Origin of the sequence: Pedobacter puniceum (genome assembly GCF_009674685.1) — a bacterium.
GTDB lineage: Bacteria > Bacteroidota > Bacteroidia > Sphingobacteriales > Sphingobacteriaceae > Pseudopedobacter > Pseudopedobacter puniceum.
This window is the reverse complement of the sequence record NZ_WKJI01000001.1, coordinates 399,710-425,409: the sequence shown is the minus strand read 5'-3', so window position 1 is coordinate 425,409 and position 25,700 is coordinate 399,710. Positions and strand designations below refer to the sequence as shown.

The following is a 25,700-nucleotide window of genomic DNA, read 5'->3' as shown; positions in this document are numbered from 1 at the left end:
AGGCATTAATACCTGCGCTAAAACATAACTCAAAATTAAACAAAAGCACTAAAGCCCGTAATTGCCCTACCAACTATTAAGGAGTTTATCTCTTTTGTACCTTCGTAAGAGTAAATAGCTTCAGCATCTGCAACAAAACGAGCTACATCGTATTCAAGTAAAATTCCGTTTCCACCCATCACCTCTCTTGCTCTGCTTACTACATCGCGGGTACGCATGGTACAAAATACTTTTGCTAGGGAAGCATGTTCATCAGTTAATTTGCCTTCATCTTGCAGCTTTGAAAGTTGAAAAACTAGAGTTTGCATAGCTGTAACATTAGATAACATCTCAACTAAATGATTTTGTATCAATTGAAAAGAGGCTATGGGCTTACCAAATTGAACACGTTCTCTGGTATATTTCAAGGCACTTTCATAAGCACCTCTAGCACATCCTACAGCCATCCAGGCAACACCTGCCCTAGTCATCTGTAAAACTTTGGCAACATCTTTAAAAGAGTTACAGTTTTGCAGTCGGTTTTCTTCTGTTACAACGCAATCTTTTAAAGTGATAAGACCATTTTGTACAATCCTTAAAGCCATTTTATTTTCTATCTTCTCTACAGAAAAACCAGGATTACCTTTTTCAACAACAAATCCTTTTACCTGATTATCATCTAAATCTCTAGCCCAAATAACATTAACATCAGCAAAAGTGGCATTGCCAATCCATTTCTTCTGGCCATTTAAAACCCATGTATCACCATTTCTTTTAGCTGTTGTAGTTAAACCGCCTGCTGCTGCAGAACCAATTTCTGGCTCGGTTAATCCAAAAGAACCTATCAATTCCATTTTCTGCATTTTTGGCAACCAACGTTGTTTTTGCTCATCAGAACCACATATGTAAATAGAACCCATTGCCAAGCCACTTTGTACTCCAAAGAATGTAGCTATAGATGCATCTATCCTCCCCATTTCTGTAGCTAGAATACCCTCCATTAAAAAAGAACGGTTAGGACATCCATAACCCTCGTAGGTTAATCCGCAGATATTTAACTCGGCCATTTTGGGTATAATCTCATGAGGAAACTCGGCCCTGTTCCAATATTTATTAACAATAGGCTTAATTTCAGTCTCCATAAAAGCCCTTACTTTTAATTGTAAAGCTCTATCTTCAGGAGATAGGGAATCAGAAAGCTCGTAAAAATCTCCATTTATAGGAGGTAATTCTTTAACTTTTTTATTGCCACCAACCATTTTCATCAATCCTGCAAGCTGTTTTTCATCAAGCTTGCTAAATTGATTCATGACTTCTTTTAAATCTACTTTTTGAGAAAGCGCTTCTAACTGCTTAAAGTCAACAGATTTAAACAGCTGGTAAATATTTTTTACTTTTGAAAAAACGTTAGACATATCTTGAAAATTGGTTTATTAATTAACAAGATACCTTTCTGGTTGTTTTTTTTAAAGCTTTAAGATTAAGAAATGATAATTACTTTAAATCAAAAAGATTGTCTACACCTAATATTTTTTTAGAAAGGAAACCTTCTGCAAAAGGCACTTGAATAGATTTACCCATTTCTCTGGCTCTTCCAATAATAACTTCTAAAAAGTCTGGGTTAGAGATATACGTTTCAGGTTCATCCAGTGTAACGCCTGGAACATAAAATTGAGTTTTATAAGCTCTTATAGCTTCTAATTTTTGCTGATGATATGGTGTAATATCTATAACAATATCTGGCTTTATATAGGTATCCTGAATAAAAGAAAGTAATAATCTAGGTCGATGAGCCTTTTGCTCAGCATCATGATAAGTGGTTTTAATTTTTGATAAACCAGCTAAAAAACAAGCATCATTAACCAATTGAAAAGCCTTTCCGTGGTCTGGATGCCTATCATAATGAGCGTTAGTAACAACTATTTCTGGCTGATATTTTCTAATCACTTCAATAATTTGAAGCTGGTGCTTTTCATCATTTTGAAAAAAACCATCTCGCATATGCAAATTCTCACGAACATCAAGACCTAAAATTTTAGATGCTTCTGCCGCTTCTTTATCTCTCAAATCTGCAGAGCCTCTAGTGCCTAGTTCTCCTCTGGTTAAATCTACCACGCCCACCTTTTTACCCATAGCTTTATGCTTAAGAATAGTTCCAGCGGCACCTAATTCAACATCATCAGGATGAACGGCAATAAATAATAAATCTAACTTCATGTTTATTTGGTAACGCTTAATAGCTTTTGAATTTTCTTCTTCACACGAGAAGTATTAGGTTTGGTAAAAGGATAGAAAAAGTCTACAACCTCTCCTTTAGAATTTACTAAGAATTTATGAAAATTCCATCTTGGTGTAGAGCTTACTTTACCGTTTAATTCTTTACTAGACAAGAATTTAAACAAGGGATGAGCATAAGGTCCTCTTACTTTAACTTTTTTGAAAATAGAAAATTTAGTATGATAGTTTATACTACAGAATTTACCAATTGCTTCGTTTTCAAGTGGCTCTTGCTGCCCAAAATCATTACTTGGAAAAGCTAAGATTTCAAATTTTTCACCTTCAAAAGTTTGTCTAAGCTCTTCTAAATCTTTTAGTTGAGGAGTAAAACCACACTCTGATGCCGTATTAACAATTAATAAAACTTTTCCTTTATAGGCATCCATACTCACTTCAGTTCCTTTTATATTCTCTACTCGGAACTGATAAACTGTCTTTTCGCTCATTACTGATAAGTATAATATCCTGAAGCTAAAATAATTGCTTCAATATCTCTTTCTTGCTGTACATCGTATTTGGCTTTTAAATCATGACCAAACATTTTTGCTACAGATTGTAAAAAGAATGCAGGAACCCTTCCTTTGGTCTCTTTTAAGTGATCAAAACTAGAACTACCTGTTTCTCTATCAATCAACTTAATTAAAATATCTCCTTGTGTAATGGTCATATTTTTAATCTCACGATTAAACAAATCTTTAATCTCTTTCTCACAACCTTTAATTAACTCTTTTTGTTTTCTTTTATTAGAAGTGAGTGCTAAATCTTTCTCTAGTTGTCTGTATCTTTGTCCGGCAAAACGAGCATAAGGCAATACTTTTAGAACATTATATTTTAATCTTCTATATTTTGCTAAATCTTCTGGAGATCTAAATATCCTTCTGTCTACAACAGAAACCTCATTTAGAACTACCCAAGGCACTAGTATACCATCAACATCTGCGAGTGCTACTTTAATAGTATCGTTTTTGCCGGTTATAGGTAAAACAGGTTTTTGTGCCATTGTGTAAAATGACATTAAGGAGAAAATGATTCCTAGAAAAAAACCTTTGATTTTCATAATTTTAATATACAAATTTATCACTTATTAATTACCTTTCTACATAATAAGTAACCCAATAATTGTTAGGAGAAAGTAAAATCATTTGTGCTACAGATATTTTTTAGATGAAAGACTACATAATAGATTTAGAAGCAGAAAAATCAGAGATATTGAAACGTTACAGAGCCTTGCTAAGAGCCTGTAAACCAACAATGAAGAAAGGCGATAAGAAGATGATTAGACAAGCTTTTGATATGGCTGTTGAAAATCATAAAGATATGCGCCGTAAATCTGGCGAGCCTTATATCTACCATCCTATTGCCGTAGCACAAATAGCCGCAGAAGAAATTGGCTTGGGTACAACTTCTATTGTTTGCGCTTTATTACACGATGTAGTTGAGGATACCCATATTTCTTTAGAAGATATTGAAAGAGAATTTGGTAAAAAGTGTGCTAAAATTATTGATGGCTTAACTAAAATTTCAGGAGTTTTTGATGCAAACAGTTCTATGCAAGCAGAAAACTTCAGAAAGATGTTATTAACCTTAGCTGATGATGTTAGGGTAATCTTAATTAAGCTAGCAGACCGCCTACACAATATGCGTACGATGGATTTTATGCCGCGAGATAAGCAGCTTAAAATTTGTTCTGAAACAGTTTATTTATATGCTCCCTTAGCACATCGATTAGGTTTATATGCCATAAAATCCGAACTGGAAGATTTATCCATGAAATACATGGAACCAGAAACTTATAAATTTATTGCTCAAAAACTGAATGAAAAAAAGGCCGAGAGAGAGCTATTTATTAAAGATTTTATAGGCCCTATTAAAAGAATTTTAGCTGAGCAAGATTTACATGCTGATGTTGTAGGAAGGCCAAAATCTATCCATTCTATATGGACTAAGATGAAGAAAAAAGGTATTCCATTTGAAGAGGTTTATGATTTATTTGCAATTAGGATAATTCTGGATAGCAAACCAGAAAGTGAAAAAGCAGATAGCTGGAAAGCTTATTCTATTGTAACAGATTTATATCGTCCAAATCCAGACCGTTTAAGAGATTGGATTTCATCGCCTAAGGCAAATGGTTATGAATCTTTACATACAACCGTTATGGGCCCTAAAGGGCAATGGGTTGAGGTTCAGATAAGAACACAACGTATGAATGAGATTGCTGAGAAAGGTTTTGCCGCACATTGGAAATACAAAGAATCATCATCAGACAGTGGTTTAGACCAATGGGTGCAAAAAGTACGAGAGCTTTTAAGCAATCCGGAAGCTAATGCTTTAGATTTCTTAGATGATTTTAAGATGAACTTATTCTCTGATGAGATTTTCATCTTCACCCCTAAGGGCGATTTAATTCAGCTCCCGATTGAAGCCACTGCGCTAGATTTTGCTTTTGAAATCCACTCTGATATTGGTGCCCGATGTATTGGTGCAAAAGTAAACCATAAACTGGTTCCTTTATCTTACAAACTCCAAAACGGAGACCAAGTAGAGGTTATCACCTCAGGTAAACAAACACCCAAAGAAGATTGGCTAAATTTTGTGGTCACCGCAAAAGCTAAAGCTAAAATTAAATCATCCTTAAAGGAAGAAAAACGCAAAATAGCTGAAGATGGTAAAGAGATTTTAGAGCGTAAGTTGAAATCTCTAAAAATCACTTACAACTCTGATAATATTTACAAATTAAGCTACTTTTTTAAGCTACAATCTACACAAGATTTGTTCTATAATGTAGCTAAAGGTATTATCGATTTAAAAGATCTTAAAGAATTTGCCGCATCAGAAAAAGTAGTAGAGCAAAAACCTCAGCAAAATATAGATTCTGAGAAAATACAAAACATTATTAAACAAGTTAAATCTAACGATAGTGATGTTTTATTAATTGGTGAGGATATGCAAAAGATAGATTATAAGTTATCTAATTGTTGCAACCCTATCCCAGGTGATGATGTTTTTGGCTTTGTAACCGTATCAGACGGAATAAAAATACACCGTACCAATTGCCCTAATGCAACCAAACTCATGTCGAGCTTTGGTTATAGAATTGTAAAGGCTAAATGGAACAGTCAGAAGCAATTAGCCTTTCTTACCGGACTTAAAATCACAGGTATTGATGAAGTTGGCTTGATCAATAACTTAACACAGGTTATTTCTAATGATTTTAAGGTAAATATGCGCTCTATTACGATGGATACCGAAGACGGTATTTTTCAGGGCACTATCATGATATATGTTAATGATACTCAACACCTTGAGAATTTAATTAAGAAGATAAAAGAGGTAAAAGGTATTACAGATGTACTACGTTTTGACTCTTCTGAGGAAACAATATCAGTAAAAAACTAAAAAGCATTTAGCTATATTGTAAATTTTGATAACTTTGACACTCTAACAATCGCTATGGCTGTACAAGAAACCATTGAGATGGTAAAAAAAATTTTCGAATCTTATCTGGAGAATAAAAATCTTAGAAAAACTCCCGAAAGGTTTGCCATACTCGAAGAAATATACTCCAGAACAGATCATTTTGATGTAGAATCTCTCTACATACACATGAAAAACAAGAAATACCGTGTAAGCAGGGCTACTGTTTATAACACGTTAGAACTCTTGTTATCTTGTGATTTAGTTACCAAGCACCAGTTTGGTAAAAATATGGCTCAGTTTGAAAAATCTTATGGTTACAAACAACATGACCATATTATTTGCCTTGATTGCGGGAAGGTAGTAGAATTTTGCGACCCTCGTGTTCAACAAATACAAACCATGATGGGCGATTTACTTAAATTTAATATCCAGCACCACTCTTTAAATCTTTATGGTAATTGTACCAAACTAAGTAGTGGCTACTGCGAATCTTACAACAATAAAAACTAATTAATTTATAATGGCTGTTGATGTTTTATTAGGCCTTCAATGGGGCGACGAAGGTAAAGGAAAAATTGTTGATGTTTTAGCACCTCAATATGACCTAATCGCTCGTTTCCAAGGTGGCCCTAATGCCGGGCACACTTTAGAGTTTGATGGCAAAAAATACGTTCTTAATACTATCCCTTCCGGAATTTTCGAGAAAAACACTTTAAATCTTATAGGTAATGGTGTGGTTATAGACCCTATTATCTTAAAAAGAGAATTAGATAAATTAAAAGATGCTGGACACGATTTATTAGCAAAGAAAAACCTATTTATTGGTCGTAAAGCACATTTAATTTTACCTACGCACCAACTTTTAGATGCCGCGTCTGAAAATAAAATGGGAGATGGCAAAATTGGTTCTACCCTTAAAGGAATTGGACCAACCTATATGGATAAAACCGGTAGAAACGGCTTAAGAATTGGTGATATTGGCTTACCTGATTTTAAAGAACGTTACCAAAAACTAGTAGAAAAACACAAAAGTATTTTGGCCCACTACGGAGAAGTTGAAGATTTCTCTGAAAAAGAAGCTGCTTTTTTTGAAGCGATTGAACTGATTAAAAAATTCCCTTTTGTAGATAGCGAGCATTTGGTGAATGATTATCTAAAACAAGGAAAAACCGTATTGGCAGAAGGTGCACAAGGTACCATGCTTGATATTGATTTTGGTTCTTACCCTTTTGTAACTTCATCTAACACTACTACTGCAGGTGCTTGTACAGGTTTAGGTGTGGCACCAAAAAATATTGGCGATGTAATTGGTATATTTAAAGCTTATTGCACACGTGTTGGTGGCGGCCCTTTCCCTACCGAGCTAGATAATGAAATGGGCGAAGAATTAAGAAAAATTGGTAATGAGTTTGGTGCTACAACAGGCAGACCAAGAAGAACCGGTTGGATTGATTTACCAGCCTTAAAATATGCTATTTTATTAAATGGTGTTACCCAATTGGTGATGACTAAAGCCGACGTTTTAAGCGGTTTTGACAAAATATATGCTTGTACCCATTATAATTATAATGGCGAAACCATAGATTATATGCCATACGATATTTGCAGTATACAGCCAGAACCTGTTTACGAAGAATTAGAAGGTTGGAATGAAGATTTAACAGGTATACGCTCACCAGAAGAAGTGCCTGTTAGATTAAAAAACTACATTGCTTACTTAGAAAAGCATTTGGAAGTTCCTATTAAATATTTATCTGTTGGACCAGACAGAACACAAACACTAACCATGTGTTAAATAAAAAAATCCGAAGCTAAGCCTTCGGATTTTTTATTTTCTTGCCTAAGTTTGCAGCAAATGATGCAGTTAAAGATAGAGGATAAGTTTGTATTTAAACAACAAGCTTTAAGATGGGGAAACCAGCATGAATACTGCGCCGTTTTTGATTCGCACCAATATCAAGACCCCTATTCTACTTTTGATTTATTAATAGCTGTAGATAGCATCGCTACTTTAGAAACTCCTTACGGGGATGCTTTTACTAAACTAGAGGCATTTAAAAACAAGCACCAAAACTGGTTAATTGGTGGCTTAGCGTACGATTTAAAAAATGAGGTTGAGGATTTAACATCTCACAACATAGATTCATTAGCTTTTCCAGACTTATTTTTCTTTGTACCCAAACACCTTATCCTTATTAAAGGTGATGATTTGGCTATCTTTAGTAATGATGCTGAACAAGTTTTAACCGCTATTTCTAACACCAGCATAGAAGAAGAGCAAAGCCTACCTCCTATTGAAATCAACTGCAAATTCTCTAAAAAAGAATATATCAAAACTGTAAAACAAATACAGCAAGAAATAGTAGCCGGAAATATTTATGAAACCAATTTTTGTATCGAGTTTTATAAAGAACTTACAAGCTTAAATCCGGTACAAGTTTATGAAAGGTTAAGTCAACTATCTCCTACCCCATTTTCTAGTTTTTTTAAATGGAAAGATAAATACGTTTTATGTGCTAGTCCAGAACGCTTTTTAGCAAAAAGAGGGAATAAAATAACATCGCAACCCATAAAAGGAACTGCCAAAAGAGGAAAAAACCCAGAAGAAGATAAGGCCATCAAAGAAGCCTTGGCAAATCATCCAAAGGAGCAGCAAGAAAACGTCATGATTGTTGATTTGGTAAGAAATGACTTAACTAAATCAGCAAAAAAAGGAACTGTAGCTGTAGAAGAACTTTTTGGTATTTACAGCTTTAAGCAGGTGCATCAAATGATTTCTACTGTTGTTTGTGAAGTAGATGAAAAGTTGAGTATAACAGAAATTATTAAAAACACTTTCCCTATGGGAAGTATGACAGGTGCACCAAAAATTAAAGCCATGCAATTGATGGAAAACTATGAAAAAAGTAAAAGAGGTATTTATTCCGGAGCTATAGGTTATATCAGCCCAAATCAAGATTTTGATTTTAATGTAGTCATCAGGAGTATTTTATATGATAAAAACTCTAAATATCTTTCTTTTCATGCTGGTAGCGCTATCACGTTTTACGCTGATGCAGAAAACGAATATGAAGAATGTCTATTAAAAATTAGTGCTATGCTAGCAAGTGTTAATGGAAGTGTGGAAACTAATTAAAATCTACACCACCTCCGCCACTACAAATGTACTGCCTCCTACAAAAACCAAATCATCCTTTTTCGCTTCATTTTTAGCGGCTTCTAAGGCATCCAAAACAGAAGTAAACACTTTGCCTTTAAAACCTAAAGACATTGCTTCATGAGCGAGTTCTTGTGCAGGTTTAGCTCTTTCTAATTGAGGTGCACAAAAATAATAAATAGCATTATGCGGTAATAAGCTTAAGACCTTAGCAATATCTTTATCTTTAACCATACCTATAACCATGTGTAGGTTTTGATGAGGTGTAAGCGCTATATTTTTTAGAACTTCTTTTATACCATCTTCATTATGGCCGGTATCACAAATAACTAAAGGCTTTTGCTGTAAAACTTGCCAACGCCCCATTAAACCACTTATTTGCTTTACTGCAGAAAGTGCCACTTTTAAATCATCGATTTTAATCTGATAACCTTTCTTTTGAAGTTCATCAACAGCTAATAAGACAGTCTTTAAGTTTTTAATTTGATAGGTTGCTGCCAAATCTAAGTTAAATTGAGCATTTATGAGTTCGCTTTGTACTTCAAGCGCCATCTTTTGCGCTGTTTGGTTAATGACTTTTACTTCAAGCTCATCAGAAGCAAAACGTATAGTAGCATTTTCTTGCTTAGCTTTCGCAATAAAAACAGGCAATGTTTCATCTAGATATTCTCCTACAACAACCGGTACATTTTTCTTGATAATACCTGCCTTTTCAGATGCTATTTGCGCTAAAGTATCGCCCAAAATATTCATATGGTCATAACCAATATTGGTAATAACAGAAAGCTCTGGAGTGATGATATTGGTAGAATCTAATCTACCACCTAAACCTACTTCTATAATAGCTATATCTACTTCTTGTTGGGCAAAATAATCAAAAGCCATAGCAACCGTAACCTCAAAAAAAGAAGGTGATATATGCTCAATAACTTGTTGATGAAGCGTTACGAAGCGAATAACATCATCTTCAGACATCATTACTCCGTTTATCTTAATACGCTCTCTAAAATCTCTTAAATGTGGCGAGGTATATAGACCCGTCTTATAACCAGCTTTTTGTAAAACGGCTGCCAGCATGTGTGATACGGAACCTTTTCCATTGGTACCCGCAACATGTATGGTTTTTATTTTTTGATGAGGATTACCCAAAACCTCACAAAAGGCTAATGTATTGGTTAAATCTTTCTTTATAGCCGCAGCTCCGATACGAGTGAACATCGGCAACTTAGCGTATAAATAATCCAGCGTTTGCTGATATTTTTTTTGATTTGAGTATGGAGACACTTTTGTTAGATATGCGTATTGAGAAGTGAGTATTGAGATGCCTTTTTAGATATGCGTATTGCGATATGAGATTTGAGATGCTTATAAAGTGTGTTAGATTGTTCAAAATGAGCACTTCATATTTAAAATAAATTTCATCTACTTTAAAATAAACTTAAATATCACTTGATAATCTTGAAAACTCGATTCATTTTCAACGGGTATTAGTTTTGAAGCAAGAACAGCTTGCTCACATTTTTCAATTAAAGCCGTGTTGCTGATAGTCGTACCTCTGTCGTTTTGAGCCAAAATTACATTTCCAGATTTATCAATTCTAAATTTTATCACAACTCTGCCGTTTTCTTGTCCATCATCTTTGATAGTTGGTCTGACTGACCATCTCCTAGATTTTGGATCAAGAGCCACACCGCCATTACCAGACCCTGTACCATCATAATTATTAGCTAAAGGGTCTCCGGTTGGTTTACCTTGATTGCCTGGTGTTCCTGTAATACCATCGCCAGCACCAGAGCCATTATTCTTTTTGCCTTTGTACAAAGCGTTTTGGTTAATGGTAGGTTTACTTTCTTTTACATCTGTATTTTGACTTGGGGCAGTACTACTAGCATTTGTTTTAGTTTTAACAGCCACCGCATCCTCCATGTCCTGAGTTACAATATCATTAGCATTATTTTGGGTCGTAGGCGTTTCGGCCGTATTAGCATCAGGTACAATCTTATCAGGAGCTGTTAAATTTGCATTAGGATCTACAGAAGGTTCCTCAATACTCATATAATCGCTACCCATACCTTCGTCAGAAGTACCATAGTTAACAATAATTCCGCCTACACCAACTTCTTCAGGTGGCTCAGCGGTATTGATGATATAAAAAATGCTTAACACCAAAAAACCAATAAGAATGCCTAAAGAGCAAGCTATTGCCTTTGGGTAATTATTATCAGAATTTGATTTTAAGAGGTCAATCATTTCTTAGTTTCTGTTGCTAAAACAAGCTTTATTTTAAGTTTGTTGGCTATATCTGTTAAACTCACAATATTTTCTATAGCTATGGTTCTATCGGCAAATAAAATAATGGTTAAATCTGGATTAGCTTGCTGATAAGGTAAAATCTTTTGCTCTAGAAGTTCAAAAGGTACTTGCTCCTTTTCAACAAAATATTCTAATTCTTTGGTTATAGAAACATTAATTGTTTTTTGCGGAACAGCTTGCCCAGAACTAGATCTTGGTAAAAATAATTTTACCACATTTGGATTCACTACCGCAGAAGCCAAAAGAAAGAACAACAACAGGAAAAACATAATATCGTTTAACGCTGCCGTATGTACTTCTACATGTGGTCTTTTTCGCTTTCTTAAATTCATCTTCCTGGTTCTTCTAGCAAGTCAATAAATTCTATTGAATCTGTCTCCATTTTCAGGATCACCTTATCAACCATGATATTTAAGATATTATAAAAAATATAAGCAATAATGCCTATGATAAGACCAGTTGCAGATGAAATCATCTTTACATACAAACCTCCAGAAATGGTACCAATTTCTATGATTCCCTTTACAGATACATCATGGAAAATCGTAATTACCCCAATAATTGTACCTACGAAACCTAACATGGGTGCAATACCAGCTATGATACCTAAAATGCCTATATTTTTTTCAAGCTTAGAAACCTCTAGTTTACCTACATTTTCTATAGCACCTTCAATATCTTTAATGGGCCTTCCTATTCTTAACAAACCTTTTTGTAGCATTCTGCCAATAGGTGTATTACTACTTTTACAGATAGCTATTGCAGAGTCTAGGTTACCGCTTTTTATGCTAGAACGCACTTGCATGGTTAATTGAGATTCATCCTTTGCAGCTTTTCTGATAGTAAAATAGCGCTCAAAAAATATAATTAAACCTAATAAGGCTAATATAGCTAGTGGTATCATTACCCACCCACCCTTGGTTAATAAATTAAACAAGCTCAATTCTTCTACTTGCTGTGGGGCTTGCATAGCCTGAATAGTATTTGATAAAGTATCTACTCCGATATCTTGTAAAAACATATGTATAATTTATTTTAAAGGTTTTATAGGCTTTATAAAAGCTTCTGGATTTAATTCTTCTCTAATTCTTTTTAACTCGGCATCTGCCTCTGCTTTATTGTAAAAAGTAGCGGCACTTATTTTTATCATAGGGCCATCCGCATCTTCTACAATAAAAGCATTAATTCCGTTTTCTTTTAGCTTTTTAACATGCTGCTCTGCTTTAGCTTTAGTTTGCCAAGCGGCAATAATAATCTCATAACGTATACCTGCCTTATTTGGTACAGCTTTATTGCTAACAGTTACATTAGTAGAATCTTTTACTTTTTCTATCTCTAAACCTTGTGCTTTAGCATTTTTTTCAATTTCACTGTAAACAGAGTCTGCTAAAGATGAATCTTGCCGACTTATAGCATTATCTTGCTGCTCTTTTGGCACACCTAATGGCATAACCACTTTAACATCTTTATTGTTAAGATTTGGATTGAAATATTGATTATACAAATCAGGGTTAAAGAAATAAAGAGCAATAGCAGAAATTAAAACTAGCATAACAGGAATTAAAATAAACAACCATCTTTTAGATTTCTTTTTTTCCTTTACTTCTGTTGATCCAGATAAAGAAGCGTTAAGCGCTTGCTCTGCCAAAGAAAAAGACGCTTGTTCTTCTATTTTTTCTTCTTCTAAATCCTCTAAAAGAACTTTAGATTCTACTATCGCATCGGGCTTTATATTTACCAGTGGTAACCCGAAATAAGATAAGTTGGTTTCTAAAGCCTTTTCTTCTTCAAAAACCAAATCACCATCATGCGCTACTAATTTACCTAAGCCATTTAATGGCAATTCTTTTTGCTGAGCTAAAATATCTTTTAACTGCGTTACAAACTGGGTTAATAAATAATCTGCTGAGGCTGGAGAAACTTTGCGAGTATAGCAAATATAATCTAAAACAGGATTTTCAACTTCTTCTGGAGTGATGGTAGAAAACTGAATGGTTTCTTTGGGTGGATGAAAAACAAGTAAATTTTCATCAAAAAAACCCTCTTGTCTTTTTTTATAAAATACACCTAAACCTGGAAAAATTGCCAGATTATTCTTTTCTAAAATATCTTTTATATTGAAGGAAATATCCATTGATGTTGTAAAAATAGTCTTTTTTATCCTATCAAAAAATATTGCCCTTAAAAACCATAGCTTACACCACCAAGTATGTTAAATCCGTAGTTTGGATAAAACAAATAGCGCTCATAAGCAGTACCTAATAAGTTATTAACTCTTAAAAATGCACCAAACTTTTTATTTATCTGATAAGATGCTCCAGCACCTAAATCAGCGAAAGCTTTGATGGTTCTTACTTGAAAATCATTGGGGTCTGCTGATGATGTGGTATACAACTTCGCTTTAGTTTCTCCTTGTAAATAAATGTCAGCATCTATTTTAAGTTTCTCGGTAATATTAAATGATGCCGTAGAGCTTAATCTAACACCAGGATAATACCAAGCATTTAATTCGTTTTTTAAGTTGTATTGATTTAACTCTAGCTTACCATCTAACCTAAAGGCTTTTGAAAATTGAACGTTAAGCTCGCCTGTTAAACCTAAAATATTACTGTTTTCTGTTAGATATTCAACTTGAAAAGCTTGTAATCTGGTAGAATCATTTACGAAATAACTAAAATCTCCAATCGTTTTATAATGTACAGATGCTTTATAACCAATATTGGCAGATAAAGTACCTTTTACACCTCCCTCTATACTAAATTTTTCTATTTGGTTTCTAATGTTGATATTCTCATTTAAAAATGGATTGGTATAACTTAAATCTTTTAAACGAGTTTTCTGAACATCGCCACCTAAAACACCAAAAACAGACAGGTAATTTTTAATAAGGGTAAAATCTATACTAGCGGCAGGAAATAAGTTCATACGTTGGTTATCGCCACCAAATTCATTCACGTAATTGATACCTGCAACAACTTTAAATTGCTCGCCATCTATTTTAACAAAAGGATTTAATTTTAAAATATGATTATTTAAGGAACCATATCCTCTATCTCTAGTGGTGGTAAAATCTAAATTGGCATTTGCACCAATTTGAAACTTACTAATGTTTTTGCTTAAACCACCAGAAACAATAATGGTATTTTCTTTCCCTTCAAAAATATTATTGAATAAATAACCGTATAACTGAGCAGCGTAAGCTAGTTTATTTTCATCATAAGCATCAACACGATTATAAAGTTCGCCCTTACCTTCAATAAAATTAAATCTTTGCTTAACTGGGTCTGAATTGGTAAAAGAACCTGCCGGGTCTAAACCATAAAAATAATTAGTTCTACGGTTATAATTAATCTTTCCATCTAATACAATTTGCTCGCCTATACTTCTACCGTAAATACCTAAATCTTGTTCAGACATTTTTTGCTGATTTAACTTACCACTCATACTCCAATGGTCAAAATTAAAACCAGCTTGTAGCGCTTGGTCTCTGCCAGTACCTAAATGTAAACTACCCAAAGTAGTCCCCAAATTACCTAAACCAGCTTTTGCGTAGTTATTTTGCAAATCTTCATCTTTAATAGGCTTTAATTGCTGCGCTTCTAAAGTCCTGATTTCTGAGTTAAGCTCTAATCTTTTGTCTAATAAATTATACCGAACTCTAGGATTAAAAGCTTTGTTACTGTTTAAATCTGGATTACGTCTTATTTTAACAGCATCAGCCAAAATAGGCTTATATTCTCTAACAACCTCTATTTCCTCTGTAACAGATGTTTTGCTTTCTTCCTCTGTAGGTTGCTGCTGAGTGGCTTTAGGTTTTTGCTCTTCTGGTTTAACCTGTGCTTGTAAAAAAACAGGTAAAGAAACCATCAATCCTAAACTTAAAAGTGCTTTTATCTTATATTTTAATATCATGTTTATCATCTAATTGTACTTCTTATTGTAGAAATGCTGATAAAATAAATTCTTTACTTATTGGTGATGGCTTGAAGTTTCTCTTTAGCTGTTGGCAGGATATCATCATCTCCTTCATAATTCTCTATAATACTTTGTAGAGTGCTTTTAGCTTGAAAAACATCTTTTAAAGCAATATAATTATCGGCTAAAAGGATAAAACTTTTAGCTACCCAATAATCATAATTTGGCAGGTTATTAATTAAATCAAATAATGTTTTTTGAGATTCTTTATAATCCTTTTTCAAATATTGAATATTGGCTAAAAGATATTTTGCCTCTGCCGCTTGAATAGTTTTAGCATTTTTAGACAAGAAAGTTAATTCTTTAACAGCCGTTGTTGTATCTGCGGTTAGCAAATAAGCCTTACCTGCATATAAAGTAGCTAAGTTTTTATCTTGTTCTGATGATTTTTCGTAGTCTTTTATAATTTGAGCATACTTTAAAGTTTGATCTGGGACTGCTAAGCCTTCATAAGCCACCATTAAATTATTGATAGCAAATTGGTAGGTTGATTTATATTCAGAAGCAATTTCTAACTTTTTAAGGTGTACAATAGCCTCGTTATATTGTTTATTTTTTAAGTAGATGTTTGAGATACTGATTAAGGCTTTCTCTGTAAACTCGCTTGTCCAATCGTTAAGGATGTACTCATAATCTATAATAGCTGGAGCAAATTTACCTAAGTTTTTATAGCTCTCTGCCCTGATGAATTTTGCATGCTTATCTTTGATGGCTTTAGGGAATTTATCAAAATATGCATTTACAGATTCTACAGCACCTGCCCAATCTCCTCTTAAATACATATTATTAGCCGCCTGAAACATGATATTATCTTGTTCTGCTAAAGTGTAGTTTCCTATAGAGGTTGAATTAGCATAATCTATAAATGCTGATGCGTTACCCATGTCAACATAAATTCTCTCTATTAATTTTATAGCTTGTTGAGCCTCGTCAGTTGATTTGTAATCGCTCACTACCTTTTTGAAAGTAGCTAAAGCTTCATTATCATTCTTCTGGTCATATTGTACCAAGCCAATGGTAATAAGCGCTCTAGAAACGTAAGCACTTCTAGGATATTTAGCTATAAAGGCGGTTAAATCTGCTTTAGCTTTTTCTCCCTCACCTATTAAAAAGTAGGTATAAGGAATTTCAAAACCAGCATCATCAGCATAATTAGAATTAGGAAATTGGCTCAACAAAGATTGTAAAGTTGCAATTTTAGCTTGAGGCTGATTTTGTAAGCCTTCAATGATTCCTTTTTGGAATAAAGCGTAATCTTTACTGCTTGTATTAAGCGCTATAATTCTGTTGTAATAAGTTAAAGCATTACCATAGTTTTTAGCGCCGAAATAAGCATCAGCTAGTCTTAATGTAGCATCATTAATAGTCTTACTATCTTTCTCGCTACCATTTAAAAACCTGTTATAATAAGTAACAGCTTTTGGATAATTTTCTCCTTCTAAAGCAGCATAACCTAAGGCGTAATTGGCATAGTTAAATAAATCTGTTTTCCTTGCTGCTGGCATTTTCAAGAAGTTCTCGAAATAATCTACAGATTCCCCAAATTTCCGCACTTCATACATAGCTTCTGCACACCAGTAAGTAGCCAAAGCATGTATATCTTTATCTAAAGGAAAATTATTAGACCTCAAAAACATACCAATGGCATTCTCAAAAGCTCTTTCATTAAAATGCTCTAAACCTCTATAATATGTTACCTTTTGATAAGCTTCCTGTGCATCTTCATTTTTATTATTGATAGTTTCTAAAATATCGATAGCATCTCGGTAGTTTTTAGTACTTAATAATACATTAGCCAATAAGGTTTTGGCCTCATTAATTTTAGCAGAACGCGGATAAGTTTTAATGTACTCTTGAGTAGCATCTAGTGCGATGTTGTGAAACTGAAGTTCGTAAGAAAGCTTAGCGAAATTAAGTAGCGCATCTTCTTTAATTTGTTTATCAAAATTTAGCTTAGAACTTTCTAAAAAAGCATTTCTTGCACCTTGTTTGTTATTGGTTTGGATATAAGAATCCCCTAAAGTATATAAGCCATATTGGCTGTAATTATTTAAGTCTTTATTAAGCTTGATTAATTGATCTATAGATTTATTATAATTTTTTAGCTTATAATAAGTATAGCCTATTTGATAAGAGTCTTGATTGTTTTGTGTCTTACCTTTATCATTAGTCATAAAACGCTCATAATATTTAAGCGCTTCATTGTAATTTTCTTTAGCAAAATAAGACGCAGCTACAATCCTGAACATTTCTGTCTCGTACTGCTGCTTTGTAGTGTTTAAAATAGGAATAGTATAAGCTAAAACATCATCGTAACGCTTGTCTAAGAAATAAATAGCGGAGATATAATATGGGTAGCTAGACTCATAGTTTTTAGAATTTTTAAGCTTCTCGAAATTAGTTAAGGCAACTTTATAGTCTTTATCGAGATAAGAGATATAAGCATAATAATATATGGCTTGCTCTTGATAAACAGACGGACGATCTTTAACTAAACCAAATAAAGGTTTTGCATTTGCATAATCCTTGGTTTCAAAATATGCATAAGCGGTTTTGAATTTATATTCGGTTTCATCCTCACCAACCAAATCTATCGAACTTACTTTTGTAAACCAATTTAAAGCATCCTGATATTTACCTTGCTGAAAATATGATTTACCTACTTGAAAATATGCCTGTTTTGTTTTAGCATTTTCAGGATGTTGCCTGATAAATTTGAGAAACAGTTCCTCAGCATCTTCATTTTTGAGTTCTAATGCACATAAAGCTCTGTAGTACTGCGCATTAATCTTAATCTCTGAGATGTTTAATCTGGCATCAACTTGTGTAGAGGTGGTATATCTTATTTTCTCTACTTCCTGAAAAATAGAAGAAGCTGCTACATACTTTTTCTGCTCTAATAGCTCTAAAGCTTTTTTATACTTATTATTTAAATCATATTGAAGCGGAATTTGTGCCTGAATTTGTAAACCAAAAAATATGAATGATGTTAATACAGTAATTTTTTTTAGCATAGTTATTTAACATTCTAAAGGTTATTTGTCTTAAAGCAAACGCACCAAAAAATAATTATTAAATGTTTGAACGAATTTAACAGACATTTAATATAAAACTAATAACATTAATTTTTAATGAGTGTTTTTCTTCTCTTTTTCTTGTTTTCGGGTAAGTCTTTGGAATTTTAGCTCGTTAGAATACCAATAGAACACTCCAAAAGACGAGCCAATTATTAAAGAAAAAATAAAAAGTGTTTTTATAAACTCCCATAAATGCTCCCAACTAAAAAAGCCAAAATTTGTATCAGCAATAATGAAAAAATTTATAAAATCAATGGTTAAGACCATAGGAACAACCGCATAAAGAACAGTATTAAAGAAAACTTTACCCCAACTCCATCTCTTTCTTCTAACCTCCCAATCTTTCAAAAAAGCTAATTCTTCTGCGTCCATAGTATTATTGCTTTTGACTAGCTAATAAATATAAAACAGCCATTCTTACTGCAACTCCGTTCTCTACCTGATCTAGGATGATAGATTGCTTACTATCTGCAACATCGCTGGTAATTTCAACTCCTCTATTAATTGGACCAGGATGCATAATGGTAATTTCCTTATCTAGAGAATCTAAAATCTGCTTGTTTAATCCATACATCATGGAGTATTCTCGTAACGATGGGAAATACTTGATATCTTGCCTCTCTAATTGTATTCTCAACATATTGGCAACATCGCACCAGTTTAAAGCTTTTCTTAAATCATGCTCTACCTTTACTCCAAGCGTGTGAATATATTTAGGAATTAATGTTGTTGGACCACAGACTTTAACTTCTGCACCTAATTTTTGCAAACACAATATATTAGACAAAGCTACTCTTGAGTGTAAAATATCGCCAACAATAACTACTTTTTTACCTGCTACATCACCATATTTCTCTCTGATAGAAAAAGCATCTAATAAAGCCTGGGTTGGATGTTCATGCGCCCCGTCTCCAGCATTCACAATTTGTGCATTGATATGTTTACTTAAGAAAACACCAGCACCTGCATAAGGATGTCTCATGACTACCATATCCACCTTCATAGAAAGGATATTGTTTACCGTATCTATTAAAGTTTCTCCTTTACTTACAGATGAACTGGAAGCTGCAAAATTGATTACATCTGCCGACAGTCTTTTTTGGGCCAGCTCAAAAGAAAGCTTTGTTCTGGTAGAATTCTCGAAGAAGATATTTGCTATGGTGATATCTCTTAAAGATGGAACTTTTTTTATAGGTCTGTTTATCACATCTTTAAAAGTATCAGCAGTTTCAAGAATAAGTTCGATATCTTTTGTATTAAGGTCTTTAATTCCTAAAAGATGCTTACTGCTTAATCTATTTGCTTGTTCTGGCATTTTACTTTTTATTGTCTGATATCAAAATAACTTTATCTTCTGCATCTGCTTCTTTCCAACTTACAACCACCTTTTGCGATGATATGGAATCTACCTGTATTCCAATATAATCTGGTTCTACTGGCAACTGTCTAGAGTATCTTCTATCTACTAAAACCAATAGCTCTACCTTTGCCGGCCTACCAAAAGCAAGCATGGCATCCATAGCAGCTCTAATGGTTCTGCCTGTCCATAAAACATCATCTACCAAAATCACTTTTTTGCCTTCTATAATAAAATCTATGTGTGTACTATTTGGTAGTAATGGAGAATCTCCTCTTCTAAAATCATCTCTATAAAAAGTAATATCTAAATTACCATGATTGATGGTTGCATGAGGGATAATTTGCTTTAACTCACTAGCAATCCTATTAGACAAAAAAGGACCACGCGGTTGGATACCAATGATAACAGAATCAGAAAAATCGTTATGATTTTCTATTAACTGATGACAAAGGCGTTTTAAAGTAATTTGAAATTTTTGACCGTCAAGAAGGGTTAAATTTTGCATCAGTCTTTTGGTTTGGTCAAAAATAGAAAAAATAAGATAAAAGAGGTGAAATTTTTAAATTTCGTTTTCTATTCCCTCGCATATGCTCAACAAAAAAGCCCCTTTGCTTTCACAAAGGGGCTTCGTTTATGATAGAATTGCTAATTACTTAGCTTCTTCTTTCTTTTTAGCAGCTTTTTTGGCATCGCCTTCCATCTTATCTTTCAATTGTGCCAATACGTCTAAGTCTCCTAAAGTAGATTTCTCTACCGAGTCTTTAACTTTCTTAACTGCACTGCTTGCTGCGCTAGCTTCTTTTTTCTTGTTAGCTCTTTCTTCTGCAACAGCTTCAGCTTTCACTTCTTCCCATATACGAGCATGAGAAACAACTATTCTCTTAGAATCTTTATTGAACTCAATGATTTTGAACTCTGAAGTCTCATCATTTTTCAATACAGAACCATCTTCTTTGCTTAAATGTTTTGTTGGTACAAAACCTTCAACACCGTAAGGTAATGCTACTAAAGCTCCTTTATCAGTTACTTTAGTTACAGTTCCTTCGTGGATTGAATCTAAAGTGAAGATAGTTTCAAAAGTATCCCAAGGGTTTTCTTCTAATTGTTTGTGACCTAAGCTTAATTTACGGTTATCAACATCAAGTTCTAAAACTACCACATCTAATTCTTCACCAACTTTAGTGAATTCGTTAGGGTGATTAACTTTTTTAGACCATGATAAGTCAGAAATATGGATTAAACCATCAATACCTTCTTCAATTTCAACAAATACACCAAAGTTAGTCATGTTTTTAACAGCTGCTTTGTGCTTGCTTCCGATTGGATATCTTTCTGCCGCTTTTTCCCAAGGATCAGGAGTTAATTGTTTAATGCCTAAAGACATTTTACGCTCATCTCTATCTAAGGTTAAAACTACTGCTTCAATCTCATCTCCTACTTTCATAAACTCTTGTGGGTTACGTAAGTTTTGAGACCAAGACATTTCTGAAACGTGAATTAAACCTTCTACTCCAGGGATGATTTCTAAGAATGCACCGTAATCTGCAACAGTTACGATTTTTCCTTTTACTTTAGAACCGATAGCTAAATCAGTATTTAAAGACTCCCAAGGGTGAGAAGTTAATTGTTTTAAACCTAAAGCGATACGTTTTTTCTCGTCATCAAAGTCAAGAACAACAACGTTAACTTTTTCATCTAAAGATAATACCTCTTTTGGATGCTCGATACGGCCCCAAGAGATATCGGTAATGTGTAGTAAACCGTCAACACCACCCAAATCAATGAATACACCGAAATCTGTAATGTTTTTAACAGTTCCTTCAAGAACTTGTCCTTTCTCCAATTTAGAAACAATCTCAACTTTTTGGCTTTCCAAATCGTCTTCGATAAGAACTTTGTGAGAAACAACAACGTTTTTAAATTCGTGGTTGATTTTAACAACTTTGAATTCCATAGTCTTACCAACGTAAACATCGTAATCACGAATTGGCTTAATATCAATTTGTGAACCTGGTAAGAAGGCTTCTACGCCCATTATATCTACGATTAAACCACCTTTAGTTCTGCTCTTCACATAACCGTTAATGATAGTATCGTTTTCTAAAGCTTCATTAATCATCTCCCATGAACGTTGAGTTTTTGCTCTCTTACGAGATAAAACTAACTGTCCGTTAGCATCTTCTCTTTGTTCAACAAATACATCAACTGTATCACCAACTTTTAAGTCTGGTGTATCACGGAATTCGTTTAAAGGAACTAAACCATCAGATTTGAAACCGATGTTTAAAACCACATCTTTACTGTTGATAGTTACAACAGTTCCAGAAATAATTTCTCCTTTTTCTACAGAGTTGAATGTACCAGCATACATCTGTTCCATTTTTTCTCTGTCTGCTTGGTTGTAGTTACCAAACACTTTATCGTCTGCATCCCAATCAAAATCGTTAGGGTCTGCTACGAGTGATGAAGATTTAATGTCTTCAATAGATAATGAATCAGCTTCTGATTCAAATACCTCTTTTTCTCTTTTTACAGTCTCTTGAAGTTCTGCTTCTTTTGCTTTTAACTCCTTTTCTGCTACTTGTTTTTTTGCCATTAAATAATTTGTCTCCTTTTTTCCCGCTTTGGGGATTGCAAAGGTAGGAATATATTCTTACAGAAAAAGAAATAAAAAGCTTTTTTTATTGATTTTTAAGCATTTGCATTTTAGGTATAGTACTTGCTTAATTCTATAGAGCTAAATATAATGTTATGAAAAACAAAATAAAAACTCAAATTAAACAGCAGAACCAAGATGAGATAACCACAGAACTTGATTTAAAAGAGAAAAATGCTTCTAAAAAAGTGGCCTCTATGAAAGATTTTACTTCAGAAAGCGAAGGTGTAAAATCTATACAAGATATCCCTGCTGATGAACAACAGTATGAGAAAAAACCTTCAAAATGATTATAGGGTAATAAGAAAAGGTTTGATTTTATCTAAAGCAAAGTTTAATTGCTCTTCTTCTGACAAGTTTGTATTGTCTAAAATAATGGCGTCATCTGCCCTTACTAGTGGACTTTCTTCGCGTGTGGTATCTAAATAATCTCTATGCGCAAGATTTTCAAATATTTCTTCTAGTTCTACTTGTTCACCTTTTGAAAGCAACTCTCTATATCTGCGTTCGGCCCTTATTTTTGGGTCTGCAGTCATAAATAGCTTAACCTGTGCATTTGGAAATACAGTGGTGCCAATATCGCGTCCATCCATCACCATATTTTTAGATTTAGCCATTTTCTGTTGTTGCTTTACCATGGCTTGTCTTACCTCTTTTATGGCGGCTATCTTACTTACATTTTCAGAAACAGGCATCTGTCTAATTTCCTCAGACACTTCTTCACCATTTAAAAGTATGTGAGATTGATAATCTCTCGAATGGAAATTTAAATCTATATGCTCTAAGGCATCAATAATTATATCATGATTACTTAAATCTGTTTGGTTACGAAGAAAATATAAGGTAACGGCCCTATACATGGCACCACTATCTACATATATAAAATGTAATTTTTTAGCTAATGCTTTAGCTAAAGTACTTTTACCACAAGAAGAATAGCCATCTATAGCTACAATTATATTTTTACTCATCCCGAGAGACAAAGCTATATAATTGCCCTCGAATTAACATTATTTTTTAGTGCTAAAAATTGAAGGCTTTAGTTGGATGGTAAAATAATTATTTCCGCCAGCAGCGTTTAGTCTAGAATGTGCATAAGAAAAACTCAACTTTTTAAGTTGCAAAACAAAACCAAAAGATAAGCCAGCTGCACCACCTGTATTCATGATACTTAATTCCTTATTTCTGCGAACATTATAGGATGATTGTATCTGAAAAGCATCAGAAAGCATTAATTCTAAGCCAAAAATAAAATGCCTCATTAACATTTGCGTTTTGGAATATTGAGTTGCTATTGGTTCTCCAGTTATTAAATCGGCCGGGTTATCAGGATTTTCTAAATCCTGATAAGTTAAATCAAATTGTTGTAGATGATTGTAAGTGATATGATACCTGAAAGGTGCATATTTAAGCTTTTGCGATATAGCTAAGGCTATCTCAAAAGGTAAATTTTCTCTTTGGTTATTAAAAGGCTGTAGCTGATAGCCCATATTTTTTAAAATAATACCTCCCGAAAAATTATTAACTGTATCCTGATAGGTGATAGAAGCATCAGCCGCTAAGGCGAAAGACCTGTAGATATCATAAGCACCGTATATGGTCTTAAAGTTTAAGCCGTAGTAAATTTGCTTATTCCAGTTATGGCCAACTCCTATGTTAAAGAGGTAATCACCACCTGAAAAAGTATTGCCTGTTTGCTCGCCAATGATATTAGTTTCATTAAAATTACCGTAGTTAACATACAATAATGTGGCAGATAAAGGAATATCTTGAACTGAAAAATTGTATTGCAAGGCCCCTAAATTAATATCAGAAACATAATTACTATAATTTAATAAAGCTGTATTTTTTTGTTTGGTTGATAATAAAGATGGGTTTATAAAGCTTACGCTGATGTCTTGCACTGGCGCAACCTGATACCCCATACCCAAAGCTGCTGTTCTGGAAGAGTTAGGTAAATTAAGAAACTGAAATACGCCATTACCCCCGTTTTGAGCAAAAAGCTGAACGCTAGTAAAAAGGAGAAAAAACAGTAATATTTTAAAATTCTGCATTTATAATTGCTAAATTAAATTAATTGCGAAACCTTTGAAAGAGATTTAGATATTTAGTTATGCCGAAGAAACCAGATTTTCAGATTCTTATTCAAGAACTTACCTTTAAAACTTCTAGAAGTGGTGGTAAAGGTGGGCAGCATGTAAATAAAGTTTCTTCTAAAGTTGAATTGATTTGGAATATTAACCAAACAGCTGCTTGCGATGAACATCAAAAACAACTCCTTTTACAAAAGCTTGCCAACAGAATTGACAAAGAAGGTTTATTGCATATTGTAGCTGATGATGACCGTTGCCAATACAAAAACAAAGAAATTGCTATTAAAAGACTTTTAAAGCTGATTAAAGAAAGTTTAATAGAAGAAAAGCCAAGGAAACCTACTAAACCAAGTAAAGCTGCCGTTCATAAACGATTAGAAAGTAAAAAGAAACAAGCTCTTAAGAAAATAAATAGGAATATAATTTGGGATTAGTTAAACCTATAATACAAATCTATAATCCCATATTGATGTGCTTTAGCGGCACTTTTTAATTCTTTTGATTTAAAGATTAAGGAGAAATTAAAAGTCCACCTTTTTTGCGCATAGGCAAGTCCAAACTCTTGCGAGAACACCAAAGGCCTAATATCATAAACTACCGGTCCTTTATCATCTCTAAATAAACCACCAGAAATAGTAGCATCATAAATAACTACATCTAAAGATGGTTTTAAAAAGAAATATAGCTCTTTTTCTTTAGCATGAGCTTCTTTATAAGTAGATACAAAACTATTTGTAGCCACACTATGATAAAGTGGATTTAATGTACCCGTTCTAAACAAAAGCCCCGCTTTCAAACCTGTAAAAGTATTACCTATTCTAGCTTCTATAGGCAAACTAAAATCAGAAGTACGTTTTTGGTTACGAAATAAAAGGCTTTGATAATTAAGTAGAAGATTCACCCCTATTTCATCTTTAACCTGAAATTGCCAACCATTAATATCATAAAAACCAAAAACTTCATGGTAGAATTTTTGCCCTTCCTCTCCCTTAGCTGAAGGGCCAAGAATACCGCCTTGTAGTTCTGCACCTAAAACAGTTTCCTTCTTAAAGTAATAATTTAAAGAAGTTGAGGCATAAGCATAAGCTGCAAACGGTCTATCAACTCTAGATATATTTACAACACTTCCAGAACTTGCATTGTACATTTTATGCGCTATGCTTAAAGCCCATATTTTCTTTACAAGCTTGCTGGTATCTTGATTTTTGGCAGGATTTAAAGCCGATCTAAAAGTTACCAACAAACCGTTGGTATAATACTTATCTTGGCCAATAGCTAAATAAGCATCGTTTTCACTTCTAAAGCCAAACTCACTTTTATAATTAGTCTCTTGAGATTGAGCTATAACTGCTTTGAATAATATCAAACCCAGTAAACAAACAAAAATTCTCTTCAA

24 protein-coding genes are annotated in these 25,700 nt (G+C 33.6%); 6 read left to right on the top strand and 18 right to left on the bottom strand.

What is annotated here, in order from left to right; all coding sequences use genetic code 11:
• Nucleotides 1-35 precede the first annotated feature (35 nt).
• The 4 genes from GJJ64_RS02000 to GJJ64_RS01985 all read right to left on the bottom strand — a co-directional run bounded on the left by GJJ64_RS02000 (nucleotide 36) and on the right by GJJ64_RS01985 (nucleotide 3,256).
• Nucleotides 36-1,394 (bottom strand): acyl-CoA dehydrogenase family protein, encoded by a 1,359-nt coding sequence (locus tag GJJ64_RS02000; protein ID WP_154286092.1) that lies wholly within the window; start codon nucleotides 1,392-1,394, stop codon nucleotides 36-38.
• Between the two features lie 79 nt (nucleotides 1,395-1,473).
• A complete protein-coding gene (bshB1, locus tag GJJ64_RS01995; protein ID WP_154286091.1) occupies nucleotides 1,474-2,196 on the bottom strand; it encodes a bacillithiol biosynthesis deacetylase BshB1 in 723 nt (240 codons plus the stop codon).
• A 2-nt stretch (nucleotides 2,197-2,198) separates the two neighbouring features.
• Nucleotides 2,199-2,702 carry a glutathione peroxidase gene (locus tag GJJ64_RS01990; protein ID WP_154286090.1) on the bottom strand — a complete coding sequence of 168 codons (504 nt, stop codon included), beginning with the start codon at nucleotides 2,700-2,702 and terminating at the stop codon, nucleotides 2,199-2,201.
• Complete coding sequence (locus GJJ64_RS01985; protein ID WP_229655429.1) at nucleotides 2,702-3,256, bottom strand: DUF4294 domain-containing protein; 555 nt, start codon at nucleotides 3,254-3,256, stop codon at nucleotides 2,702-2,704. Before GJJ64_RS01985 ends, GJJ64_RS01990 begins: the two co-directional genes overlap by 1 nt.
• A gap of 164 nt (nucleotides 3,257-3,420) precedes the next feature.
• Here GJJ64_RS01985 and GJJ64_RS01980 point away from each other — a divergent pair, with 164 nt between their 5' ends.
• The 4 genes from GJJ64_RS01980 to GJJ64_RS01965 are packed head-to-tail and all read left to right on the top strand — an operon-like array spanning nucleotide 3,421 to nucleotide 8,809.
• On the top strand, nucleotides 3,421-5,652 hold the full coding sequence (locus GJJ64_RS01980) for a RelA/SpoT family protein (protein WP_154286088.1): 2,232 nt from the start codon (nucleotides 3,421-3,423) through the stop codon (nucleotides 5,650-5,652).
• A gap of 54 nt (nucleotides 5,653-5,706) precedes the next feature.
• The gene (locus GJJ64_RS01975; protein ID WP_039449498.1) at nucleotides 5,707-6,183 is read left to right on the top strand and encodes a Fur family transcriptional regulator; all 477 of its coding nucleotides are present in this window, start codon (nucleotides 5,707-5,709) and stop codon (nucleotides 6,181-6,183) included.
• A gap of 10 nt (nucleotides 6,184-6,193) precedes the next feature.
• Nucleotides 6,194-7,468: an adenylosuccinate synthase gene (locus GJJ64_RS01970; RefSeq protein WP_154286087.1), complete on the top strand. Its 1,275-nt coding sequence runs from the start codon at nucleotides 6,194-6,196 to the stop codon at nucleotides 7,466-7,468.
• 60 nt (nucleotides 7,469-7,528) lie between these two features.
• Complete coding sequence (locus GJJ64_RS01965) at nucleotides 7,529-8,809, top strand: anthranilate synthase component I family protein (protein WP_229655428.1); 1,281 nt, start codon at nucleotides 7,529-7,531, stop codon at nucleotides 8,807-8,809.
• 3 nt (nucleotides 8,810-8,812) lie between these two features.
• Here GJJ64_RS01965 and GJJ64_RS01960 read toward each other — a convergent pair whose 3' ends face one another.
• The 11 genes from GJJ64_RS01960 to rpsA all read right to left on the bottom strand — a co-directional run bounded on the left by GJJ64_RS01960 (nucleotide 8,813) and on the right by rpsA (nucleotide 22,151).
• A complete protein-coding gene (locus tag GJJ64_RS01960; RefSeq protein WP_154286926.1) occupies nucleotides 8,813-10,048 on the bottom strand; it encodes a bifunctional folylpolyglutamate synthase/dihydrofolate synthase in 1,236 nt (411 codons plus the stop codon).
• Nucleotides 10,049-10,252: 204 nt separating this feature from the next.
• The gene (locus GJJ64_RS01955; protein ID WP_154286086.1) at nucleotides 10,253-11,080 is read right to left on the bottom strand and encodes an energy transducer TonB; all 828 of its coding nucleotides are present in this window, start codon (nucleotides 11,078-11,080) and stop codon (nucleotides 10,253-10,255) included.
• Nucleotides 11,077-11,475, bottom strand: a complete 399-nt coding sequence (locus GJJ64_RS01950) for an ExbD/TolR family protein (RefSeq protein ID WP_154286085.1) — start codon at nucleotides 11,473-11,475, stop codon at nucleotides 11,077-11,079. Before GJJ64_RS01950 ends, GJJ64_RS01955 begins: the two co-directional genes overlap by 4 nt.
• The gene (locus GJJ64_RS01945) at nucleotides 11,472-12,164 is read right to left on the bottom strand and encodes a MotA/TolQ/ExbB proton channel family protein (protein ID WP_154286084.1); all 693 of its coding nucleotides are present in this window, start codon (nucleotides 12,162-12,164) and stop codon (nucleotides 11,472-11,474) included. The genes GJJ64_RS01950 and GJJ64_RS01945 overlap by 4 nt, the downstream gene beginning before the upstream one ends.
• 9 nt (nucleotides 12,165-12,173) lie before the next feature.
• Entirely contained in the window at nucleotides 12,174-13,277 is a 1,104-nt protein-coding gene (locus GJJ64_RS01940) for an SPOR domain-containing protein (protein WP_154286083.1), read from the bottom strand.
• A gap of 47 nt (nucleotides 13,278-13,324) precedes the next feature.
• Nucleotides 13,325-15,055 (bottom strand): TonB-dependent receptor, encoded by a 1,731-nt coding sequence (locus GJJ64_RS01935; protein ID WP_154286082.1) that lies wholly within the window; start codon nucleotides 15,053-15,055, stop codon nucleotides 13,325-13,327.
• A gap of 53 nt (nucleotides 15,056-15,108) precedes the next feature.
• Complete coding sequence (locus GJJ64_RS01930) at nucleotides 15,109-18,132, bottom strand: tetratricopeptide repeat protein (protein ID WP_154286081.1); 3,024 nt, start codon at nucleotides 18,130-18,132, stop codon at nucleotides 15,109-15,111.
• Between the two features lie 114 nt (nucleotides 18,133-18,246).
• On the bottom strand, nucleotides 18,247-18,567 hold the full coding sequence (locus GJJ64_RS01925) for a hypothetical protein (protein WP_154286080.1): 321 nt from the start codon (nucleotides 18,565-18,567) through the stop codon (nucleotides 18,247-18,249).
• 4 nt (nucleotides 18,568-18,571) lie between these two features.
• Entirely contained in the window at nucleotides 18,572-19,510 is a 939-nt protein-coding gene (locus GJJ64_RS01920) for an aspartate carbamoyltransferase catalytic subunit (protein ID WP_154286079.1), read from the bottom strand.
• A 1-nt stretch (nucleotide 19,511) separates the two neighbouring features.
• Nucleotides 19,512-20,060: a bifunctional pyr operon transcriptional regulator/uracil phosphoribosyltransferase PyrR gene (gene pyrR, locus GJJ64_RS01915; RefSeq protein WP_154286078.1), complete on the bottom strand. Its 549-nt coding sequence runs from the start codon at nucleotides 20,058-20,060 to the stop codon at nucleotides 19,512-19,514.
• 144 nt (nucleotides 20,061-20,204) lie between these two features.
• The gene (gene rpsA / locus GJJ64_RS01910; protein WP_154286077.1) at nucleotides 20,205-22,151 is read right to left on the bottom strand and encodes a 30S ribosomal protein S1; all 1,947 of its coding nucleotides are present in this window, start codon (nucleotides 22,149-22,151) and stop codon (nucleotides 20,205-20,207) included.
• A 155-nt stretch (nucleotides 22,152-22,306) separates the two neighbouring features.
• Here rpsA and GJJ64_RS01905 point away from each other — a divergent pair, with 155 nt between their 5' ends.
• Nucleotides 22,307-22,501, top strand: coding sequence for a hypothetical protein (locus GJJ64_RS01905; RefSeq protein WP_154286076.1), 195 nt, complete (start codon nucleotides 22,307-22,309; stop codon nucleotides 22,499-22,501).
• Here GJJ64_RS01905 and cmk read toward each other — a convergent pair whose 3' ends face one another.
• The gene (gene cmk, locus GJJ64_RS01900) at nucleotides 22,502-23,182 is read right to left on the bottom strand and encodes a (d)CMP kinase (RefSeq protein ID WP_154286075.1); all 681 of its coding nucleotides are present in this window, start codon (nucleotides 23,180-23,182) and stop codon (nucleotides 22,502-22,504) included.
• Between the two features lie 39 nt (nucleotides 23,183-23,221).
• Entirely contained in the window at nucleotides 23,222-24,265 is a 1,044-nt protein-coding gene (porQ, locus tag GJJ64_RS01895) for a type IX secretion system protein PorQ (RefSeq protein WP_154286074.1), read from the bottom strand.
• A gap of 59 nt (nucleotides 24,266-24,324) precedes the next feature.
• On the opposite strand from porQ, the gene arfB reads away from it, so the two are divergent.
• A complete protein-coding gene (gene arfB, locus GJJ64_RS01890) occupies nucleotides 24,325-24,738 on the top strand; it encodes an alternative ribosome rescue aminoacyl-tRNA hydrolase ArfB (RefSeq protein ID WP_154286073.1) in 414 nt (137 codons plus the stop codon).
• On the opposite strand, the gene GJJ64_RS01885 is transcribed toward arfB, so the two are convergent.
• The gene (locus GJJ64_RS01885) at nucleotides 24,735-25,700 is read right to left on the bottom strand and encodes a lipid A deacylase LpxR family protein (protein ID WP_154286072.1); all 966 of its coding nucleotides are present in this window, start codon (nucleotides 25,698-25,700) and stop codon (nucleotides 24,735-24,737) included. The genes arfB and GJJ64_RS01885 overlap by 4 nt on opposite strands.

Excerpts from the sequence above, each read along its gene's own strand:
- GJJ64_RS01940 (WP_154286083.1), bottom strand. The coding sequence starts at position 13,277 with ATGGATATTTCCTTCAATATAAAAGATATTTTAGAAAAGAATAATCTG.
- GJJ64_RS01970 (WP_154286087.1), top strand. The coding sequence starts at position 6,194 with ATGGCTGTTGATGTTTTATTAGGCCTTCAATGGGGCGACGAAGGTAAA.
- arfB (WP_154286073.1), top strand. The coding sequence starts at position 24,325 with ATGCCGAAGAAACCAGATTTTCAGATTCTTATTCAAGAACTTACCTTT.
- GJJ64_RS01985 (WP_229655429.1), bottom strand. The coding sequence starts at position 3,256 with ATGGCACAAAAACCTGTTTTACCTATAACCGGCAAAAACGATACTATT.
- GJJ64_RS01990 (WP_154286090.1), bottom strand. The coding sequence starts at position 2,702 with ATGAGCGAAAAGACAGTTTATCAGTTCCGAGTAGAGAATATAAAAGGA.
- bshB1 (WP_154286091.1), bottom strand. The coding sequence starts at position 2,196 with ATGAAGTTAGATTTATTATTTATTGCCGTTCATCCTGATGATGTTGAA.
- GJJ64_RS01930 (WP_154286081.1), bottom strand. The coding sequence starts at position 18,132 with ATGCTAAAAAAAATTACTGTATTAACATCATTCATATTTTTTGGTTTA.
- GJJ64_RS01950 (WP_154286085.1), bottom strand. The coding sequence starts at position 11,475 with ATGAATTTAAGAAAGCGAAAAAGACCACATGTAGAAGTACATACGGCA.
- GJJ64_RS01960 (WP_154286926.1), bottom strand. The coding sequence starts at position 10,048 with ATGTTCACTCGTATCGGAGCTGCGGCTATAAAGAAAGATTTAACCAAT.
- GJJ64_RS01920 (WP_154286079.1), bottom strand. The coding sequence starts at position 19,510 with ATGCCAGAACAAGCAAATAGATTAAGCAGTAAGCATCTTTTAGGAATT.
- GJJ64_RS01925 (WP_154286080.1), bottom strand. The coding sequence starts at position 18,567 with ATGGACGCAGAAGAATTAGCTTTTTTGAAAGATTGGGAGGTTAGAAGA.
- GJJ64_RS02000 (WP_154286092.1), bottom strand. The coding sequence starts at position 1,394 with ATGTCTAACGTTTTTTCAAAAGTAAAAAATATTTACCAGCTGTTTAAA.
- cmk (WP_154286075.1), bottom strand. The coding sequence starts at position 23,182 with ATGAGTAAAAATATAATTGTAGCTATAGATGGCTATTCTTCTTGTGGT.
- rpsA (WP_154286077.1), bottom strand. The coding sequence starts at position 22,151 with ATGGCAAAAAAACAAGTAGCAGAAAAGGAGTTAAAAGCAAAAGAAGCA.
- GJJ64_RS01945 (WP_154286084.1), bottom strand. The coding sequence starts at position 12,164 with ATGTTTTTACAAGATATCGGAGTAGATACTTTATCAAATACTATTCAG.
- pyrR (WP_154286078.1), bottom strand. The coding sequence starts at position 20,060 with ATGCAAAATTTAACCCTTCTTGACGGTCAAAAATTTCAAATTACTTTA.
- GJJ64_RS01935 (WP_154286082.1), bottom strand. The coding sequence starts at position 15,055 with ATGATATTAAAATATAAGATAAAAGCACTTTTAAGTTTAGGATTGATG.
- GJJ64_RS01980 (WP_154286088.1), top strand. The coding sequence starts at position 3,421 with ATGAAAGACTACATAATAGATTTAGAAGCAGAAAAATCAGAGATATTG.
- GJJ64_RS01965 (WP_229655428.1), top strand. The coding sequence starts at position 7,529 with ATGATGCAGTTAAAGATAGAGGATAAGTTTGTATTTAAACAACAAGCT.
- GJJ64_RS01975 (WP_039449498.1), top strand. The coding sequence starts at position 5,707 with ATGGCTGTACAAGAAACCATTGAGATGGTAAAAAAAATTTTCGAATCT.
- porQ (WP_154286074.1), bottom strand. The coding sequence starts at position 24,265 with ATGCAGAATTTTAAAATATTACTGTTTTTTCTCCTTTTTACTAGCGTT.
- GJJ64_RS01905 (WP_154286076.1), top strand. The coding sequence starts at position 22,307 with ATGAAAAACAAAATAAAAACTCAAATTAAACAGCAGAACCAAGATGAG.
- GJJ64_RS01955 (WP_154286086.1), bottom strand. The coding sequence starts at position 11,080 with ATGATTGACCTCTTAAAATCAAATTCTGATAATAATTACCCAAAGGCA.